The following is a 19,433-nucleotide window of genomic DNA, read 5'->3' on the forward strand; positions in this document are numbered from 1 at the left end:
CTAGCGCGCGTCGTGCCGCGAATCCGCCTTTGCCGCGAGCTTCGCGGCGTCGCCACCCTGCGTGGGCTGCGGCTGAGCGGCCCGCACAGAGTGGAAAACGGGCAGACGCCAGCCGAAATAGAGCGAGGCCAGACGCAACGCCACGCAGGAAATCACGGCCACCCAGGGCGTCCAGAACGTCGACCAGCCCAAGTACGTGAGCCCCACCTGCACCGAAGCGCCGAGCAGCGCCGCCGAAGCGTAGATCTCGCGATCAAGAATGGCGGGCACGCGCGAGAGCAGCACGTCGCGCATCACGCCGCCCCCCACCGCGCTCACGATGCCGAGGATGATGGCCGGCTCCGCGCTCTGGCTATAGGCGAGCGCCTTCTGCGCGCCCGCCACGGCAAAGAGCCCGAGACCGATCGCATCGAACAACAGCACCGGGTGACGCAGCCGCCGCACTTGCGGATACGCGGCGATGGTGAGACCCGTAGCGAGCAACGTCACCGCGAGATAGGCCCAGTTGGCGAGCCCCGCCGGCGGCACCGCGCCAATGCACAGATCGCGGATGATGCCGCCGCCGCACGCCACCATGAAACTCACGACGACAATGCCGAACAGATCGAGCCGCCGCTGCCGCGCGGCCACGGCGCCCGAGATCGCGAACGCGAACGTACCGATCAGGTCGAGCGCCGTATAGGCCGCGTGGGCGTTGAGATGCGCGCCCACGTGCGCGCCGATTGCCACGCTCACGCCGCCTCGCTTTCGCGGCCAAGCCACGCGGCGGCCGCGCACAGCATCGCTTCGAGGCCGGTGCGCAAGGTGGGGTCGAGCACGGGCGCGAACTTCGGCGAGTGGTTGCTCGGAATTTCATTGAGCTTCTTCGCGGCCTTCGCTTTCGCGTAGACCTCGGGCTCGGTCCCGCCGATGAACCAGAACGCGTACGGCACGCCCCATTCGCGGCCAAACACGCTGAAGTCCTCGCTGGCGGCGGCCGGCTGCGTCTCGTAGGCGCGCTCGCCGAACTGCGCCTCGAAGGCCTTGCGCAGGCGCGCCGTGGTGGCGTCGTCGTTCACTGTGAGCGGGTAGCTCGACAGCGTGGTGAATTCCGGCTCGCGCGGCGCATTCGAGGCCGTGCATTCGGCGCAGCAGATGCGGCGGATTGCGCCCAGCATGTACTCGCGCACATCGTCGTCGAAGGTGCGCATGTTGAGTTTGAGCGTGGCGTCGTCGGGGATGATGTTTTCCTTCGTGCCGGCTTGCAGCGAGCCTACCGTGAGCACGGCGGTCTCGCGCGGCGAGATCTCGCGCGAGACGATCGTCTGCAGCCGCAGCGTGGTGGAAGCCGCCATGATCACCGGGTCGATCGAGGTTTGCGGCTGCGAGCCGTGCGAACCTCGGCCGAAGAGCTTTACCTTGAGGCTGTCGCCCGCTGAGAGGATCGTGCCGCTGCGATAGCCCACGGTGCCGGCCGGGCCCACCATCACGTGCTGGCCGAGGATCACATCGGGCTTTGGAAAGCGCTCGCTCATGCCGTCGTCCATCATGCTGCGCGCACCGCGCCCCACTTCTTCGCCGGGCTGGAACACGGCGAGCAGCGTGCCGCTCCATGCGTCGCGATGCGCCGCCATGAGCTGCGCCACGCCGAGAAGCCAGGTCACGTGCAGGTCGTGGCCGCAAGAGTGCGCCACGCCCACCTGCACGCCCTCTTCGTCTTTTGCGGTCACGGTGCTCGCATACGGCAGGCCGGTGGCTTCGGCCATGGGCAGCGCATCCATGTCGGCACGCAGCATGACGACCGGACCCTCGCCGTTGCGCAGCAGGCACACGACGCCCGTCACGCCCACTTCGCGGGTGACCTCGAAGCCGAGCTTTTCCATGCGCTCCGCCACGAGCGCCGCGGTGCGGAACTCCTGCATCGAGAGCTCAGGATGCTGGTGCAGATCCTTGTAGAGTGCTTCGAGTTCGGGCAACAGCGCGCCAATGGCGGGCGCCACGGTTTCGACCAGATTTGGCATGGACGGCTCCTTCATGCTTGATTCAATAAATGCGTCAATGCGATGTGCAAGGTACGGCGTGCGCGCTGAGATCTCAAACGCCCTCGATCAGGCTCTGCGCGAGCTTGGCGAGCAACTGGTCGAGGGTCTTGCGCTCGTGGTCGGTGAGCACGGCGGCGAGTTCGGATTCGAGCTTCGAGCCCGCTTTTTCGGAGGCATTCGCCACTTTCGCGCCTTCTGGCGTGACGCGCAGCACGACGCTGCGCCGGTCCTGGGCATGCGTGCCCCGGCCAATCAGACCGCGCGATTCGAGTTCGCCGAGCGTTTTGGAAAGCAGCGTTTTTTCGATGAGCGCGCGCTGCGAAACGGCCTTGGGCGTGATGCCCGGCTCGGCCCGGATGATGCGCAGCACGCGCATGGCGCGCACGTCGAGATCCCAGCGCTCGCGGTAGACCGCGTTGGCGCGATCCATGAGCAGCGCGCTCGTTTGATCGAGCCTGAAGGTGAGGAAATCCGAATACAAATGCGTGCTCCCATCTGTGCGCCAACTGGACGCCAGTATAGTCAAATAGTTGAAAATTTCAACTATCCAGATCGGGGAGCCGCGTTTGCGTGGGTGCAGATATGACAACGCGGCGGGCCTCCCCTTGAGAGAAGACCCGCCGCGCATGGGAGAACCTTCGGCGGGGACAGATGCCCGCCGAACGTCTTCGCTGAACTCGCTTAGAACGCGTGACGCATGCCCACCGTCACGGCGACCTGCGTATCGGTCGACGAAGGCGAGAGCGTGTTGATCATGGCGTGCGAGAGCACGGAGCCTTCCGGCGCGCCGTGCACGTTCTGGTACACACCTTCCAGGTAGAAGTCGGTGCGCTTGCTGATAGCGTAGTCCGTTTGCAGCATGGCCGTATTCCAGCCCGGGCTCGTGCCGTTGTACGCGCCGTGCGTGTACGTGTACGCACCCGAAACGCTCCATGCCGGCGTGAGCGCGTATTTCACGTTCGCTTCGAAGTTGTCGAGGCGCAGCGAACCGGCGAGCGAGCCTGCGGAGTTGTCGTTCGCGCCGAGATAGGTGCCCGTGCCGAACGAGTACACGCCTGCTGCGTTGTCGATCTGCGAATGGCTCCAGACGAGGCCCACCGTAGCCGGGCCGTACGTGTAGTTGCCGCCGAGCGACCAGACGCGCTGACGTTCAGCCAGGAAGTTCGCGCTGGTGTCGCCGCTCGTGACCGCGCCGCTGCCGTTGCCAGCGTTGTTGAACTGCAGGTAGCCGGCCGCAAGGTTCAGCGGACCCTGGGCATACGAAACGGCGAAGCCGTACGAACGGTTGTTCGCGAAGTCGCCGGCCATGTTGCTGAACGAGTACATCGTCTCGAACGTCACACCGTACCAGGTCGGGCTCGCGTACTTGACGGAATTGTTGATGACCACCGAGTTCGCTGCGAGGTTGTCGTTCTCGAACGGGTGAGCCGCGAGGCTGCCGCCCCACGTGTTGAATTCCGCCGTGAGCGGGCCCACGAGGTCGTTCATCACGTCGAACTGGCGGCCGAACGTGAGCGTGCCGTACGGATCGCTTTGCAGGCCGACCCAGGCTTGCGAGCCGAAGCCGAGACCCGAGAATGCCTGGGCGCCGTTATTGAGCAGGAAGCCTTGTTCGAGCTTGAAGATCGCATGCAGACCGCCGCCCAGATCTTCCGAACCCTTGAGGCCGAACACCGTGTTCTGCGTGGAGCTGCTGTTCAGCTGCCAGTTGCTGTGGCCGAACTGGTTGTTCGTGTAGACGAGACCGGTGTCGATCAGGCCGTAGAGGGTCACGCTGCTTTGCGCGTGCGCCGAAATAGCAAAGGCGCTCAGGAGTGCCGCGGCGAGTAGCGATTTTTTCATGTTTTCAAGCTCCGGATTGGGCGGTGGGTTTATGCATCGAATTCAGGCGGCCGGCACCATCGGCGTGCAATCTCATGCGTGTCCATTCCATTTCGGTGCAGATTCAAAAGCCAAAATCTATCCGTCGATGATTATTGCGAATTGAGCAATTCATCGATGTTGATAATGCAATGACGAAATGGGGATCGTGCGGCGAGTACGGCGCGAATCGAACACCCGCATCATAGGGTGTCGAAAATAAAAATGGTGTTGAAATTCGAGCGGCGTGGCGTCGATGGCACAACCGCGCCGGGCAAGGCTCGACGCGCGCCAAGGAATGTGCGGGGCGTGAATTTCGCCGGACAAATTACATAATGCTTTCGAAATGGCGCATTAATGCCGGCGAGAAAAGCCGATTATCCGCATTGAGAATGCATTGAGGAAATCGGCCCTCGGAGCATGTTGATTGTTCTATTAATACGCTCTCTATTTTGGGCTTGATGTGATTCGTTTAAGCAGCCGGGGCAACCGATGCGCCCGCTATTCCATGACGCTTCAATGCCTCTGCGACGAATCCCGATGCCTTCATCGTTTCGACAAATTCGCCGAGCACTTCGGCCGCCTGCGGACCGCGGCTCTTCGCAACGCCCATGGCCTGGCGAATCACCATGAAGCGTTCGCCCAGCAGACGCAGGCCGCCCACTTTCGCGGCATCGCCTTCGAGTTGCTGCTTCACGCCCGCGGCCACTTCGAGCCCTTGTTCGAGGAAGGTTTGCACGACAGTTGGCGAAGTCGGCGCGCGCACGATCTGCGCTTGCTTCAATTCGCGCGTGAGAAAGAGATCGTATGCACTGCCCTTGCCTACTGCCACGCGGTTATGCGGTTGATCGACTTCGGCATTGGTGCGCACTGGCGAATCGTCGCGGACCAGATAAAAGCCTTCGATCAGCACATAAGGCGCGGTGAACGCGATTGTTTCGCCTCGCTTGGGATCGACGGCAAAGAAGCCGAAATCCGCACGCTCGTCGCTCACGGCTTCGACCGACTTGCCGGCCGCATCGAACACGACGAGCTCGAGCGGCACGCCCAGATGCTGCGCAAAAGCACGCGCGAGATCGACGGAAACGCCGAACGGTTCGCCCGACGCCACGTCGCGATTCGCGAGTATTGGATTGCCGAGGTTGATGGAGGCGCGCAACGTGCCCGTGGGAGCGAAGGCTTTGACGACGGCGGGATCGATGTTCATGGGGATTGCGGTACGTATATCAGGGTTCGAAAATCTCGCGAATGCGTGCAAGCGCATCGAGCGTGTGCAGCAGGTGCTGACGTAATTCTTCCGAGGCCTCTTCGTTGCGCTCGCGCTCCAGCAGTTCGAGCACATGCAAGTGCTGCTTCGCATGCTCGGCATAACGTTCGCGATGCTGCATCGAACGATACGAAAGCAGGCGACGTACGCGATTCACGCGCCGGATCGTGTCGATGAAAAAGCTGTTGCCCGACGCCTCGACCAGCGACTCGTGAAAACGCACACCGCGCTCGTGCAGCTGATCGGCGGTATCGGTTTCGATGCCGCCTGCAAGCAGATGCTTTTCCACTTCGCGGCAGCGTTCGAGCACCTTGCGTTCGAGCCGGTAGCCAGGCTCCAGCAGCGCCGCCGGTTCCAGCGCGAGACGCAGCCGGTACGACTTGAGCAGACTGTCCGGCGTGGTGAGCATGGGCGAAAACTCCCAGCCGTAACCGGGTTTGCGCTCGGCCCAACCTTCCTGCCCGATGCGGCCCAGCACCGAATTGAGCTGCGCGCTCGTCAACCCATAACGCGTGCGGATCATCTGCTCGGAGAACGTGTCGGGCAATTCACCCTTGAGGCGGTCGTCGGCGATCTGGAAGTAGACGCTCGTCACCACATCGTTTTCGCTGAGCCCCAATTCGTCGACCACATCGGAAACCGGCTGGACGACCGGACGCGCCACGAAGAAACCGCGATTCTTTTCGCGCGTGAGGACACCTTTTTCGTGCAGCAGAGCAAGCGCCTCGTTCACGGGCGAGCGCGACACGCGCAGCCGGTCGGCCAGCATTTGCGCAGGCAAATGTGCGCCGGCCTCGAGTCCTTCGTTTTTGATGAGTTCGACAATCTGGGTCGCTATGGATCGGTCCATCGTCTCTATCAGCTAGCAGCGCCGCGCAGGGTGTTCGGTCAGCCCTCCACGGTCGCGAGATTTTTCTGCAGGATCAGCGGAATCACGCCGCCCGAGCGCAGCAGTGCGCATTCGAGCTGCGTTTCCACGGCCGCGCGCACGTCGAGCGACTCGACGCGCCCATCGGCGCGAACGATGCGCACGGGCACTGCGCAGCGCGGCGCGAGCGTGGCGACGTCCGCGTCGACTTCGAGCATATCACCCGGACCGAGCGCGAGTGTATCCGGGCCGGTGCCGCGCGCGAAGCGCAGCGGCAGGATGCCCATGCCGATGAGGTTCGAGCGGTGAATGCGCTCGAAGCTCGCAGCCAGCACCGCGCGAATGCCGAGCAGCCGCTGGCCCTTCGCGGCCCAGTCGCGCGACGAGCCCGTGCCGTAGCGCTCGCCTGCGACGAGCACGACGGAGTCCCCCGCTGCGGCGTAGCGCTGCGCGGCCTCGAAAATCGGCAGCACGTCGCCGCTCGGCACGTGCAGCGTATGCGCCACGGGCATGCCCGGCCTCAGGCGATTCACGAGCGTCTTGTTGTAGAACGCCGCGCGCATCATCACTTCCCAGTTGCCGCGGCGTGAGGCGAACACGTTGAGGTCGTTGCGGTCGTCGCCGCGCGAAACCAGAAAATCGGCGACGAAGCTGTCTTTGGGGATCGCGCTCGCGGGAGAGATGTGGTCGGTCGTGATGTCGTCGCCAAGCACGAGCAGCGGATACGCGCGGTAGCTTCCGAGTTGACTCCCCTGATCCGCTGCTGCGAATGGCGGGCGGCGCAACGCCGTGGACTTCGGGTCCCACGGAAACCGCGCTGACGAAGGCGCATCGAGGTCGTGCCACGCGGGATTGCGGCTCGCCTTTGCGAACGCGCGCGGGTAATCCTCGGGGTCCGCCGATTGCTCGACGAGGGCGGCCACTTCCTCGCGCGTGGGCCACAAGTCGCGCAGAAAGACCGGCGTGCCATCGGCAGTGAGTTGTACGGGCTCGCGGCTCAAGTCAGTTTCCGCGTTGCCCGCAAGCGCGAACGCAATGACGAGCGGCGGCGACATGATGAAACCGAGATCGAGATCGGGATGAATGCGGCCCGCAAAATTGCGGTTGCCCGAGAGCACCGCAACAGGATAGATGCTGCCTTCGGCCTGCGCGGCACGCACGCTTTGCGTGAGCGGCCCTGAATTGCCGATGCAGGTCGTGCAGCCAAAGCCGACGATGTCGAAACCCACGGCGGAGAGATCGTCGATCAAGCCCGCGCGTTCGAGATAAGAAGCGGCGGCAGGCGATCCAGGCGCGAGTGACGTCTTGATCCACGCGGGTACCGAAAGCCCTTTTTCACGCGCCTTGCGTGCAACGAGGCCGGCGGCGATCAGCAACGCGGGATCCGATGTGTTCGTGCAACTCGTGATTGCCGCGATCGCCACGGGATGGCGCGGCATTTCTGCGTGCTGCGTTTTCGGCGTGAATTCGAGTTTCGCGAGCGTGTCGGGCAGCGCCGTGTAATCGAGCAGATCCTGCGGACGGCGCGGTCCGGCCACATGCATGCCGATGCCCGCAAGGTCGATATCGATCGTGCGTGTATAGCGCGGCGCGGCCTCGGGATCGAACCACAGGCCCGCGGCACGCGTGAACGCTTCCACGAGTTGCACGGCTTGCTCGCTGCGATGCGTTGCGCGCAGATAGTCGAGCGTGCGCGCATCCACCGGGAAAAAGCCTGTAGATGCGCCGTATTCCGGCGCCATGTTGGCCACGACCGAGCGCTCGCCCGCGCTGAGCGTCGAAACGCCCGGCCCGAAGAACTCGACGAATTCGCCCGACACGCCAATCGCGCGCAAACGCTGCGTGACCGTGAGCGCGAGATCCGTGGCGAGCGCGCCGGGCTTCAACGCACCCGTGAGACGCACACCGATCACGTCGGGAATGCGCTGCATCACCGGCATGCCGAACATCACCGTCTGCGCTTCGAGCCCGCCCACGCCCCAGCCGAGCACGCCGATGCCGTTGATCATCGGCGTGTGGCTGTCCGTGCCGATGAGCGTATCGGGCACGGCCCATTCTTCACCTTTGCGCATCACGCGCGTGACCACCGTCGCGAGCTGCTCCAGGTTGATCGTATGCATGATGCCCGTGCCAGGCGGATGGATGCGTACGCCCGTGAGCGCCTGCGAAGCCCAGCGCAGAAAGCGATAGCGCTCCGCGTTGCGGCGCAATTCGAGCGCCAGATTGCGAGGCGCGGCATCGGGCTTGCCGAAGTACTCGACGGCAAGCGAATGGTCCACCGACGAATCGACTGGCAGCACGGGATTGAGTCTGGCGGGATCGGCGCCGGCCTCCGCGAGCGCGTCGCGCATGGCTGCGATGTCCACCAGCGCAGGCGTGCTCGTTGTGTCGTGCATCAGCACGCGATTGGGCTGGAACGCGATTTCGTGCTCGCTCGTGGCGCGCTCGCGCCACGCGAGGATCGCCGCGACGGCCTGTTCGCGCTCTTCGCCGTCCGTATTGCGAATCACGTTTTCGAGCAGCAGCCGCAGCACGACGGGCAGTTCGCGCAGATCCGCGCCGAACGCGGCGGGCAGATCGACATAGCGCAGTGCGGCGCCGGAGACAGCGAGTCTGGCGATGAGGGGGGTGTCGGTGTTTTCCATGACTGTATTTTTGCATTTTTCCAGGTGAAAATGCAATCATAGTGAAAACCCCAAACACAATCTTCCGGAGACAACCCCATGAAGAAGATCGGCCACGGCAAGCGCGAAGCGCCGCCGGACATGGCGCGGCGCCGCCTCGTACAGGCGGGCGCATCGATGGGCGTACTTGCCCTGTCCAGTGTCGCGCCGCTGCCGGCCTTCTCCGCTGAACCGGCCTCGCGCCATCGAGTTTTAAAAGGAAATAACCCTATGTTTGCTTACGTCGGCTCGCGCACCACGCGAGAACGCAACGCCCGTGGCGATGGCATCAGCGTCTATCAGGTCGATACTCAGACCGGCGCGCTCACGCTCGTGCAACTCGTCAAAGATCTCGTGAACCCATCGTTTCTGGCACTGAGCGCAAACGGTGAGCGTCTTTACACCGTGCATGGCGACCTGAGCGATATCAGCGCGTTCAAGGTCGACAAGGCCAGCGGCTCGCTCACGTTCCTGAACAAGCAAAGCACCGAGGGCAAGAACCCCGTGCATCTCGCGATCGATCCGAGTGGACGCTACGTGGTCGTATCGAATCACATCGGCTCGAGTCTCGCGGTTCTGCCCATCGCCGCGGACGGCTCGCTCGAACCGCTCACGCAGCTCGTGCATCTCGAAGGCCCGATCGGGCCGCATCGTGTCGAACAGAAACAGTCGAAGCCGCACTTCAATCCGTTCGATCCGAGCGGCCGCTTCGTGATCGTTCCCGACAAGGGACTCGACCGCACGTTCTCGTTTCGCTTCGAGAACGGCCAGCTCACGCCGGCCAATCCGCCGTTCGTCGCCTCGCGCGAAGGCGCTGGGCCGCGCCACATTGCGTTCCATCCGCAGGGCCATTACGCGTGGGTCGTCAACGAACTCGATTCGACGGTCACGACCTATCGCTATGACGCGGCGAACGGCTCGCTCACTCCGTTGCAAGTGGTTTCGAGCGTGCCGGACACGTACACGGGCAACAGCCGGGCTTCAGAAATCGAAGTCGATCGCAGCGGCCGCTTCGTCTATGCGTCGAACCGCGGCGACGACAGCATTGCCGTGTACCGGGTCGATCCCGCCAACGGCCATCTGCACTTGGTGAACGCCGTGCCGTCGCAGGGCAAGACGCCGCGTTTCTTCACCACGACGCCGGACGGGCACTTCATGTACGCACTCAACGAGGACAGCGACACCATCGTCGCGTTTTCTGTCGATGCGCACGCGGGCGGCCTCACGCCAACCGGTTTCGTTGCCCAGTCGGGCAGCCCTGTCTGCATGGTCTTCTCGCAACACCAGGCCTGATACGCATTTTCGACTCACGCGACACCCGGCGAGCACGCCCGCCGGCGGAGAACTTCATGCAAGCTAACCCTGCAATCGACGAACGCGCGCTCGTGCGCAAGATCGCCTGGCGCATCATTCCGTTCGTCTTCATCCTTTACGTGATCTCGTACATCGACCGCGCGAACATCGGCTACGCGGCGCTGCAGATGAATCACGAACTGTCGCTGACGAGTGAGGCATTTGGTTTTGCTTCCGGCATTTTCTTCATTGGTTATTTTCTGTTCGAAGTGCCAAGCAATGTCATGCTCAACAAGTTTGGCGCACGTGTCTGGATCGCGCGCATTCTCGTGACGTGGGGCATCGTTTCCGTAGCATCCGCGTTTGTGCAGAACGCCACTCAGCTCTATGTCTTGCGCTTTTTGCTTGGCGTGGCCGAGGCAGGGTTCTTCCCCGGCATCATCGTCTATCTGACCTACTGGTTCCGCGCGAAGGAACTCGCGACCACGGTCGCGCTCTTTACTGCCGCGATTCCGGTCTCGTACATCATCGGCGCGCCGCTCAGCACGTGGGTGATGGACAACGTCCACTGGTTCCAATGGAGCGGGTGGCGGTGGATGCTGGTGCTCGAAGGCGCACCGGCGGTAATTGGCGGCGTCATGTGCTTCCTCTGGCTGACCGACCGGCCCGCCGACGCCAAGTGGCTCAAGCCCGAGGAGCGCGACTGGCTGTTGGGCGAACTGGCCAGCGACCGAAAGGCATGGCCCGATGCGAAACAGTTCGGCTCGCTCAAGGCGATGACCAACCCGAAAGTGTTGTACCTCTCGTTCATCTACTTCGTGTACCAGTGCGGCAGTCTGGGCGTGGGCTACTGGATGCCGCAGATCATCAGGGGCTTCTCGAAGACGCTGAGCCATACGCAGGTCGGGCTCATCGCCATGGTGCCGTACATCTTCGCGACGATCGTGATGGTGCTCTGGTCGCGCAGTTCCGACCGCCGTAACGAGCGCCGCCTGCACTCGGCCATACCGCTCGGCATTGCCGCCCTCGCGCTACTCGGCGCGGGACTCACGACAAATCCCTATGTGGCGATCGCGATGATCAGCCTGAGCCTCGCAGGACTCTATGCGTTCAAGTCGCCGTTCTGGGCGCTGCCCACGCTGTTTCTCACACGCTCGACTGCAGCCGTGTCCATTGCGGTGATCAACTCGGTGGGCAATCTGGGCGGGTTCGTCGGGCCGTTTGCGATTGGCTATATCAAGGGCTCGGGCCAGAGCGCGACGCCAGGTCTACTGTTCCTTGCGGCGTTGCTCGTTGGTGCTTTCCTTATGACGTTCTTTATCCGCATCAGCGAGAAGCAGGTTCAGGACACGCACGGCGCGGTCGCCAACCAAAGTCATTGATTCGAATTTGCAGGCCGCACCGTGCGGCCTGCGAACGGCAACATTTCAAACTAACAATATTCCACGTGGAGGAGATTTTTTTATGAAGAAACAGTCGCTTATATCATTCGTTATCCTAAGCGGAATTGCAGGTTTCGCTCATGCCCAGAGTAGCGTGACGCTCTACGGCATCATCGACACGGGTATCAACTACACCAATAACGTGCAGACCGCGAAGACAGCAAGCGGCCTGCAGGGCGGACACCAGATCGCCATGATCGAAGGCGGCTCGGCCGGTTTGCAGGGCAGCCGTTGGGGTTTGCGCGGTACCGAGGACCTGGGCGGCGGCCTCAAGGCGCTCTTCGTGCTCGAAAGCGGCTTTTACAGCAACAACGGCGTGCTCAATCAAGGTGGCGCCATGTTCGGGCGGCAGGCGTATGTCGGCTTGGGCAACCCCATCGGCACGGTGACGTTGGGGCGTCAGTACGATCCCGTGGTGGATAACTACGGACCGTTTCTCGCGGCGCCCCAGTGGGGCGGCTACATGACGTCACACCCGAGCGATCTCGACAACGCGCTCAATACCCGGCGCATCAACAACTCGATCAAGTTCCGCAGCGCCAACTACCGTGGGCTGACCGTCGAAGCCATGATGAACCTTGGCGGTACGCCCGGTTCGTTTTCGAGCAACTGGATCTGGGGCGCTGGCGCTTCCTATTCGCATGGCCCCTTCTCGCTCGGTGCGGGCTACCTGAACATCCGCAATCCGAATACTTCGTTTTTCGGCGCGAATCCGAACGCAGGCCCGGCGACGACCAACAACCTCGGAAGCTTCGGCAGCGCGACGAGCCCGCAGAGCAACCCCGTATTCGCGGGCTATGCCTCCGCGAACCGCCTGGAGATTGCGGGCGTGGGCGCTGGCGTGACGCTCGGCTCGCTCAATGTGAACCTCGCGTATTCGAATACGCGCTTCGAGGATATGGGTTCCGCGTCCGGGCCGAACACGCTGCATTACAAGGGCACTGCGGCGTTCAACAACGTGGAAGTCAACGCGAAGTATCAACTCACGCCTTCCCTGCTGGCAGGCGCGGCTTACGACTACACGCGAAACGGCGGCGCGGGCGGCAAGGACGGCGCCAACTACAACCTCTTTAGTGCGGGGCTCGACTATTTCCTCTCGGCTCGCACGGATGTCTACACGCTTGCGGTCTATGAAAAGGCGAGCGGCACCGATTCGCTCGGTCAGAGCGCCGTGGCGCAGATTACCGGGCTTACGCCGTCTACCACCGACAAGCAGATTTCGCTACGTGTGGGGATCCGGCACAAGTTCTGATTATTGAGCACCTCGGCTACCGATTGCATCAAGGCGAGCCATCATGCAGGCAATACGGCCACCGCCTTGATTTCGATGATGTAGCCAGACTCGCCGCCCAGCATATGCGCGCCCACCGCTGTCCATGCAGGCAGCGGATGCGCCTCCAGATAACGATCGCGCACCTGCATGAAGAGCGGCAGGTCACGCATGTCCGTGTGGAACGTCGTCAGATCGACGACATCGCGCAGCGACGCACCGGCAGCGGAAAGCACCGCTTTCAGGTTCTCGAAGGCTTGCACCATTTGCGCCTCGCGATCTCTCACGAGTTGCATGCCTTTGTCACGGCCAATCTGACCGGACACATAAATCGTGTTGCCCGCCTTGACGGCCGGCGCATAGCGGATTTTTTCGTAAACCGCTTCCATTCCTTCGGGAATAATCGCCTCGCGATCAGTCATTCAGTCGTCTCCTATGTTTACTTTCAGCGCGTGTGAATTTTGGCCCAGTCGAGCAAATTTCCATTGCAACAGCGCGTGCGCGGCAACGCCGAACAACAGCCCCCAGAACGCGGCCCCCAGACCGAACAGCGACATTCCCGAAGCCGAGACGATAAAGGTGACCAGGGCCGCGTCGCGGTCCTTCACATCGCTCATCGAAGCAGCCAGCGCATTGGCGATGGTGGGAAACAAGGCGAGGCCGGCGAGCGCGGCAATCAGTTCTTTAGGCAGCATGGCAAACAGCGACAAGACCGTCGCGGCAATGCAGCCGAGCAGGAGATACACGACTCCGCCGGAAACGCCCGCCACGTAGCGTTTTTCCGGGTCGGCATGGGCCTCGTGGCCAGTGCAGATCGCGGCGGTGATGGCCGCGAGGTTCAGCCCGTGACACCCGAACGGCGCAAGCACGGCAGACACCGCCGACGACCAGGCGATCAGCGGCCCCGCCGTCGGCTTCGAATAACCGCTATTGCGCAACACGGCCATACCCGGCATCCACTGCCCGGTGAGCGCCACCACGAGCAGCGGAAGTCCGATGTTGACGACAGCATGCCAGTCGAAGCGCGGCGTGGTCCACACCGGTACGGTGAACTGCAACGAAGGTACGTGCCCGGTGAGTTTGCCGCCCAATATCGCAACCAGCGCGCCGACAGCGAGCACGCCAACCACCGCATAGCGCGGGAAGCATCTGCGTCCGACAAAGAACGCCACGAACATCGCGCCGACGAGCACAGGCTGCGCCGGCAGGACGACGAACATCTTCGCTGCGAAGCCGAACAGGATGCCGGCGAGCATCGCCGCGGAGATGCCTGCGGGGAGCCTCGAAACGATCTTGTCGAAGGTACCGCTCACGCCGATCACGAAGGTCGCCACGCTCGCGACGAGATACGCGCCGACCGCTTCGGGAAAGCTCACCGTGGGCAGCAAGGTGATCAAGAGCGCCGAACCCGGCGCAGACCACGCGATGATCACGGGGACCTTGTAACGCAGCGACAGCACGATGCCCAGCAACCCCGAGCCGATCGATATCGTCCACACCCACGATTCCAGCAAGGCATGCGGCATGCCCTGCGCGGCCTGGAACACGAGCACGAGCGGGCCTGCAAATGAAATCAATGTGGCAATGCTGCCGGCGACAATCGCCGGCAGCGAGGCGTCCTTCATGAGTTGGGACCAGGCGTTCATGGCTCAGCCCGTGTCGCCGCCGGCCACCGGCAACACAGAGCCGGTGATATAGCTCGCCTCGTCGGACGCGAGGAACAGGATCGGGGCGATCTGTTCGTCGAGGGTGCCGTAGCGCTTGAAGAAGGTCGATTCGGTGACCTGCTGCACCGCCTCGCTCATCCAGGCCTTTTCCTGCTCGCTGTCGCCCGCGGCATTGCGCGGAATGCGGCGCGGCGGCGCTTCGGTGCCGCCCGGCGCCGTGGCGACCACGCGGATATTCTGCTCCGCGTATTCCATCGCCAGCGATTGCGTAATCGCATTGACCCCGCCCTTTGCCGCCGAATACGGCACGCGGCGAATACCTCGCGTGGCGTTCGACGAAACGTTGACGATGGTGCCGCGTCCCCGCTTGAGCAGATGCGGCAACACCGCATGGCACGTGTACAGCGTGGGCATCAGCGAGCGGCGAATTTCCGCATCGATCTGCGCGGGCTCGAATTCCGCGAACGGACGCATGCGAATTGCACCGCCCACGCCGTTAATCAGAATGTCGATGCCGCCAAATTGCTGCGCGGCGAAATCCATTGCCGCTTTCGCGCCTTCATATGTTTCGAGGTCGGCGACGAAACCCGCCGTTTGCGCGCCCTGTGCCTCGGCCGCGACTTCGGAAATGAAATCCGCACGATCGACGAATACGACCTTGCCGCCTTCGGCCGCTGCACGCAGCGCTACGCCTCGACCAATGCCCTGCGCCGCCCCGGTGACGACGACGACCTTGCCTGCGAATCGTTGCATGATCATGCTGCCTTCTGGACTACGTTCGGAGTGAACTTCTCGTAGTGGAAGCTGTTGGGCTTCACGCCTTCGTCGTCGAAATACTTGCGCACGGCGTCCACCATCGGCGGCGGCCCGCACAGATACACGTCGACGTCGCCATCGTTGAGGGCGTCGGCGGGAATGTGCTGCGTGACCCAGCCTTTGCGCGGATGATTCGAATCGGCATCGGCAATGACGGTCGCGAAGCTGAAGTTCGGCAGCTTCGCCGCGTAGGCTTCGATCGCTTCGACCAGCACCAGGTCGAGGTCGCGCGTCACGCCGTAAATCAGGTGTACTTTCTGCTGCGCATTGGTGCGCGCGAGCACTTCCAGCATCGAAAGGAACGGCGCGAGACCCGTGCCGCCTGCGAGGAAAAGCAACGGCCGCTGCACGTCGCGCAGATAGAAGCTGCCGAGCGGCCCCGTCAATTCGAGCTTCGTGCCCGCTTGCGCGGCTTCGAGCCAGGTGCTCATCACGCCGCCCGGAATCTTCTTGATCAGAAAGCTGATCTTCGATTCGCCCGGCGCGGAAGAGAAGGAATACGAACGATGCTGTCCGCTGCCCGGCACGTCGATGTTGACGTACTGGCCCGGCAGAAACACGGGGCCCGTTGCATCGACGTCCAGTTCGAGAACGACCGCGGCGTCGTTGTGCTGCTCGACCTTCGTCACCGTGGCCGCGAACTTGCTGTGCCCCGTCTTGCACACTGAAGAAGACGCAGGAATCGCGATCACGCAATCGCTTTCCGGCACCATCTGGCAGGTGAGCACGAGGCCGCTGTCCTTTTCGTCTTCGGTCAGGGCGTCTTCGATATAGTCTTCGCCCAGATCGTAGCTGCCGCTTTCCGCGCGGCACTTGCAGGTGCCGCACACGCCGTCCGAGCAATCCATCGGCAGGTTGATGCGCGCGCGAAAGGCCGCGTCGAGGACTTTCTCGCCCGCCTTGCAATCGATGAAGCGGGTTACGCCATCTTCGAAATTCAATGCAATCTTGTAGCTGGACATGGTGTCTCCTTCTATCCCATGTTGAAACTGAGGCTCTACGTCAAACGTGATTTCACACGTGATAGACGTCGAGCACCTGCCGGATGTAGTCGTTCTTCAGCACGATCTTTTTGTATGCGATCAGGAAGTCGTCGCCGGCCTTGCGCAAGGTGACGAACATCGTGCCGAAGAAGCTATCCGTCGTCTTGTAGCGGTGACTGAGCGTGTGGAAGTTGTACCGCACATCCACTGCCTCGCCGCGATCGGCCAGCACTTCCACGTTCGTGACGTTGTGGCTCGTACGCGGCTCCGGCATCGAAGCGCCGCTGCGTTCGGTCTTGATGCGGAACACGCGGTCTTCGAGGCCGCCGCGATCCGGGTAGTACATCAGCGAGATCTGCGATTCGTGGTCGTCGGTGAGCTGGTCGTCGTCGTCCCACGCGGGCATCCAGTAGGTCACGTCTTCTGCATAGCAGGCGAGCCATTCTTCCCACTGGCGGTCGTCGAGCAGGCGCGCTTCGCGGTACAGCGTGGCGCAGATTTTCTGGTAATCGTTGCTCATGCCTGCGCTCCTGCTTGTTCTTGAGTCAGTTCCTGCTTGAGTGCGTCGCGCATGGCGTGCACCCAGTACTCGTGCTGGACAACGAACAGGCCTTCATCTTCGCTGCGCTCGCCGGAAATGACCGGCTTGATGCCCATCTTCTTCGCGTTCTCGTCCGCGCCTTCCACCCACAGCGGCGCGCCGCGCGAGAGATCGTTCCACAGCGCCGTGGTGCCGGCATAACCCGTCTGGCAGGCGCGGAACTCTTCGAGGTCGTCGGCGGTGCCCATGCCCGTCACGTTGAAGAAGTCCTCGTACTGGCGAACGCGCGTCGCACGATCTTCCGCGCTCTCGCCCTTCGGCGCGAAGCAGAAAATGTTCACCTCAGTCTTGTCCACGCTGATCGGGCGTACCACGCGAATCTGCGTGCTGAACTGGTCCATCAGGAACACGTTCGGGTAGAGGCACAGGTTTCTCGTCTGGTTGACGATGAAATCGGCCTGTACTTCGCCCACACGCGCCTTGATTTCTTCGCGATGCTTGTAGACCGGACGCACTTCCGGGTTCATCGTATTCGTCCACAGCAGGATGTGGCCGTGGTCGAAGCCATAAACACCAGCCACCGACTTGCTCCAGCTATTGGCGTCCACCGCTTGGGTGCCGTCTTCCTTGCGCCGGCCCATGGTCGCCGCGTAATTCCAGTGAACGGTGCTGACGTGATAGCCGTCGCAGCCGTTCTCCATCTGCATCTTCCAGTTGGCGTCGTAGGTGTACGAGGAGTTGCCGCGCAGCACTTCAAGTCCGTTTGGCGACTGGTCGACGATCTGGTCGATGATGACCTTCGATTCGCCGAGGTAGTCTTCGAGCGGCTGCACATCGGCGTTCAGGCTGCCGAACAGGAAGCCGCGATAGCTCTCGAAGCGCGCCACCTTCTTCAGGTCGTGCGAGCCGTTCTTGTTGAACTGCACGGGATACTCGGTGGTCCTTTCGTCCTTCACCTTCAGGAGCTTGCCGGTGTTGGAGAACGTCCAGCCGTGGAACGGACACGTGAAGCTACCCTTGTTGCCGTGCTTGCGCCGGCACAGCATGGCGCCCTTGTGCGCGCAGGCATTGATCACGGCATTCAGCGCGCCGGTCTTGTCACGCGTGATGACCACCGGCTGACGTCCGAGCCACGTGGTGTAGTAATCGTTGTTCTCGGGAATCTGGCTTTCGTGCGCGAGGTACACCCAGTTCTTCTCGAAGATGTACTTCATCTCCAGTTCGAACAGGTCGGCGTTGGTAAAGATGTCGCGGCGGCAACGGAACACACCGTTTTGCTTGTCGTCCTGCACGGCGGTGGACAGCAGGTGATCCAGGTCACTGGCTTTGTCGATAATGGCTGACATATTAGCTCTCCTATGCATACTCCACTCGCGGTACGGAGTTCCTGCATCGGTGTCGAAAGATGATCGCGGGGAAATGAGCGGCGGCAATATGCCGCCGCCATGCGGGACGGTTACGCTGCCGCTGCTGCTGCGCGCAGGCGGTGGACGAGCTGGTTGTCCTTACCCTGAACCAGCGGCGTGAGCGTAACGTTGAACTCGATGTCCTTGTACGTATCGGCTTTCAGGCCGAGCGCCGTACCGCCGGTCTTTTCCGTCACTGGCGGAATCAGTTCTTCACGGGTCGCGTAGGCGAAGTCGTCCCAAATGAGCGGGTCGCCTTCGATATTGAATTGCGTGGTGAGCTTGCGGCTGTTATCCGCCGAGACGAAGAAGTGCACGTGCGCCGGGCGGTTGCCGTGGCGGCCAATGCCGTCGAGCAGTTGCTGGGTCGCGCCCTGCGGCGGGCAGCCGTAGCCTACCGGCATGAGCGTGCGGAATTCGTACTTGCCGTCTGCGCCGGTCTTGACCGCGCCGCGCAGGTTGAAGTCGTCCTGTGCGCCGGTCGGGTCGAAGTGCGAGTAGAAGCCCTTCGAATTGGCGTGCCAGCATTCGACTACGGCGCCCGCGAGCGGCTTGCCGTCGAGGCCGGTGACCGTGCCGTGAATCACGAGCGGACCCGCATCGGCGTCCGGGTTGATGTCGATTCGCGAAACGCTCTCGCGCACCGGTGCGCCCGCAACGTAAAGCGGCCCTTCGATGGTGCGCGGCGTGCCGCCTTCGAGACCCACCGCCTTGTCGGCGGCATCCATGCGGATGTCGAGGTACTTTTCCAGACCAAGACCCGCAGCGAGCAGCGCCGCTTCGCCGTCCTGGCCGAGCTTGTTCAGATAGTTCACGCCGGCCCAGATTTCATCGGGCGTGATGTCGAGATCGTCGATGGCCTTGAACAGGTCGCCCAGCAGTCGATAGACGACCTGCTGGAAACGCGCGTTGCCGCTACCGCCATTCAGATTCGCAGCGGCCTTCAGCAGGTCCTGCACTTCCTTCGTTTCGAATACTTTTGCGCTCATGGTCTTTGTCTCCTGGTGCTTGCTGGTATTGAGGGGGAAATCAACTCAAGCGTCGTTGTCCCTGACCGAGGACGGGTGGCGACACAACGGCGTGACCGTTATCCTCATGTACGGGAAAAGCGGCAAGGCGGTGAGGATGTCGTGCAGTTCTGCATTGCTCTCTACATCGAAGATGCTGTAGTTCGCGTACTCGCCCACCAGTCGCCAGATATGGCGCCACTTGCCGCTGCGTTGCAGCTCCTGCGAATACTCCTTTTCGCGCGCCTTGATCTGATTGGCGACTTCGGCAGGCATGTCGGCCGGGATGTTCACATCCATTCGTACGTGGAAAAGCATCGTCTTGTCCG

Annotated in this window: 18 protein-coding genes; 3 read left to right on the forward strand and 15 right to left on the reverse strand. The window is 62.4% G+C overall.

Annotated features, from left to right (window positions below; translation table 11 throughout):
* The 7 genes from VSR72_RS31885 to acnA form a co-directional block, all read right to left on the reverse strand.
* Complete coding sequence (locus VSR72_RS31885) at positions 1-735, reverse strand: trimeric intracellular cation channel family protein (RefSeq protein WP_342956245.1); 735 nt, start codon at positions 733-735, stop codon at positions 1-3.
* The gene (locus VSR72_RS31890) at positions 732-2,000 is read right to left on the reverse strand and encodes a M20 family metallopeptidase (RefSeq protein ID WP_342956246.1); all 1,269 of its coding nucleotides are present in this window, start codon (positions 1,998-2,000) and stop codon (positions 732-734) included. Before VSR72_RS31890 ends, VSR72_RS31885 begins: the two co-directional genes overlap by 4 nt.
* Before the next feature lie 73 nt (positions 2,001-2,073).
* Positions 2,074-2,502, reverse strand: coding sequence for a MarR family transcriptional regulator (locus VSR72_RS31895; RefSeq protein WP_342956247.1), 429 nt, complete (start codon positions 2,500-2,502; stop codon positions 2,074-2,076).
* A gap of 200 nt (positions 2,503-2,702) precedes the next feature.
* A complete protein-coding gene (locus VSR72_RS31900; protein ID WP_342956248.1) occupies positions 2,703-3,863 on the reverse strand; it encodes a porin in 1,161 nt (386 codons plus the stop codon).
* A 490-nt stretch (positions 3,864-4,353) separates the two neighbouring features.
* Positions 4,354-5,088 carry an ABC transporter substrate-binding protein gene (locus tag VSR72_RS31905; RefSeq protein ID WP_342956249.1) on the reverse strand — a complete coding sequence of 245 codons (735 nt, stop codon included), beginning with the start codon at positions 5,086-5,088 and terminating at the stop codon, positions 4,354-4,356.
* Between the two features lie 19 nt (positions 5,089-5,107).
* Complete coding sequence (locus VSR72_RS31910) at positions 5,108-5,998, reverse strand: GntR family transcriptional regulator (protein ID WP_342956250.1); 891 nt, start codon at positions 5,996-5,998, stop codon at positions 5,108-5,110.
* A gap of 38 nt (positions 5,999-6,036) precedes the next feature.
* Complete coding sequence (gene acnA / locus VSR72_RS31915) at positions 6,037-8,661, reverse strand: aconitate hydratase AcnA (RefSeq protein WP_342956251.1); 2,625 nt, start codon at positions 8,659-8,661, stop codon at positions 6,037-6,039.
* Positions 8,662-8,739: 78 nt separating this feature from the next.
* On the opposite strand from acnA, the gene VSR72_RS31920 reads away from it, so the two are divergent.
* From VSR72_RS31920 to VSR72_RS31930, 3 genes are all read left to right on the forward strand, one after another.
* Entirely contained in the window at positions 8,740-9,972 is a 1,233-nt protein-coding gene (locus tag VSR72_RS31920; protein WP_342956252.1) for a lactonase family protein, read from the forward strand.
* Between the two features lie 56 nt (positions 9,973-10,028).
* Entirely contained in the window at positions 10,029-11,354 is a 1,326-nt protein-coding gene (locus tag VSR72_RS31925; RefSeq protein ID WP_342956253.1) for an MFS transporter, read from the forward strand.
* An 82-nt stretch (positions 11,355-11,436) separates the two neighbouring features.
* Entirely contained in the window at positions 11,437-12,666 is a 1,230-nt protein-coding gene (locus VSR72_RS31930) for a porin (protein WP_342956254.1), read from the forward strand.
* A 41-nt stretch (positions 12,667-12,707) separates the two neighbouring features.
* Here VSR72_RS31930 and VSR72_RS31935 read toward each other — a convergent pair whose 3' ends face one another.
* The 8 genes from VSR72_RS31935 to catC form a co-directional block, all read right to left on the reverse strand.
* Positions 12,708-13,106 (reverse strand): RidA family protein, encoded by a 399-nt coding sequence (locus VSR72_RS31935; RefSeq protein ID WP_342956255.1) that lies wholly within the window; start codon positions 13,104-13,106, stop codon positions 12,708-12,710.
* Positions 13,107-14,330 (reverse strand): benzoate/H(+) symporter BenE family transporter, encoded by a 1,224-nt coding sequence (locus VSR72_RS31940; RefSeq protein ID WP_342956256.1) that lies wholly within the window; start codon positions 14,328-14,330, stop codon positions 13,107-13,109.
* Positions 14,331-14,333: 3 nt separating this feature from the next.
* Positions 14,334-15,110 (reverse strand): benzoate diol dehydrogenase BenD, encoded by a 777-nt coding sequence (gene benD, locus VSR72_RS31945; RefSeq protein ID WP_342956257.1) that lies wholly within the window; start codon positions 15,108-15,110, stop codon positions 14,334-14,336.
* A complete protein-coding gene (gene benC, locus VSR72_RS31950) occupies positions 15,107-16,129 on the reverse strand; it encodes a benzoate 1,2-dioxygenase electron transfer component BenC (RefSeq protein ID WP_342956258.1) in 1,023 nt (340 codons plus the stop codon). Before benC ends, benD begins: the two co-directional genes overlap by 4 nt.
* A 52-nt stretch (positions 16,130-16,181) precedes the next feature.
* Entirely contained in the window at positions 16,182-16,670 is a 489-nt protein-coding gene (benB, locus tag VSR72_RS31955; RefSeq protein ID WP_342956259.1) for a benzoate 1,2-dioxygenase small subunit, read from the reverse strand.
* Positions 16,667-18,037: a Rieske 2Fe-2S domain-containing protein gene (locus tag VSR72_RS31960; protein ID WP_342956260.1), complete on the reverse strand. Its 1,371-nt coding sequence runs from the start codon at positions 18,035-18,037 to the stop codon at positions 16,667-16,669. Before VSR72_RS31960 ends, benB begins: the two co-directional genes overlap by 4 nt.
* A 110-nt stretch (positions 18,038-18,147) precedes the next feature.
* Positions 18,148-19,086, reverse strand: coding sequence for a catechol 1,2-dioxygenase (gene catA / locus VSR72_RS31965; protein ID WP_342956261.1), 939 nt, complete (start codon positions 19,084-19,086; stop codon positions 18,148-18,150).
* Between the two features lie 45 nt (positions 19,087-19,131).
* Positions 19,132-19,422 (reverse strand): muconolactone Delta-isomerase, encoded by a 291-nt coding sequence (gene catC / locus VSR72_RS31970; RefSeq protein WP_342956262.1) that lies wholly within the window; start codon positions 19,420-19,422, stop codon positions 19,132-19,134.
* Positions 19,423-19,433: the final 11 nt, after the last annotated feature.

The sequence above is a fragment of the Paraburkholderia sp. JHI869 genome (assembly GCF_038900775.1).
In the GTDB taxonomy this organism is placed as follows: domain Bacteria; phylum Pseudomonadota; class Gammaproteobacteria; order Burkholderiales; family Burkholderiaceae; genus Paraburkholderia.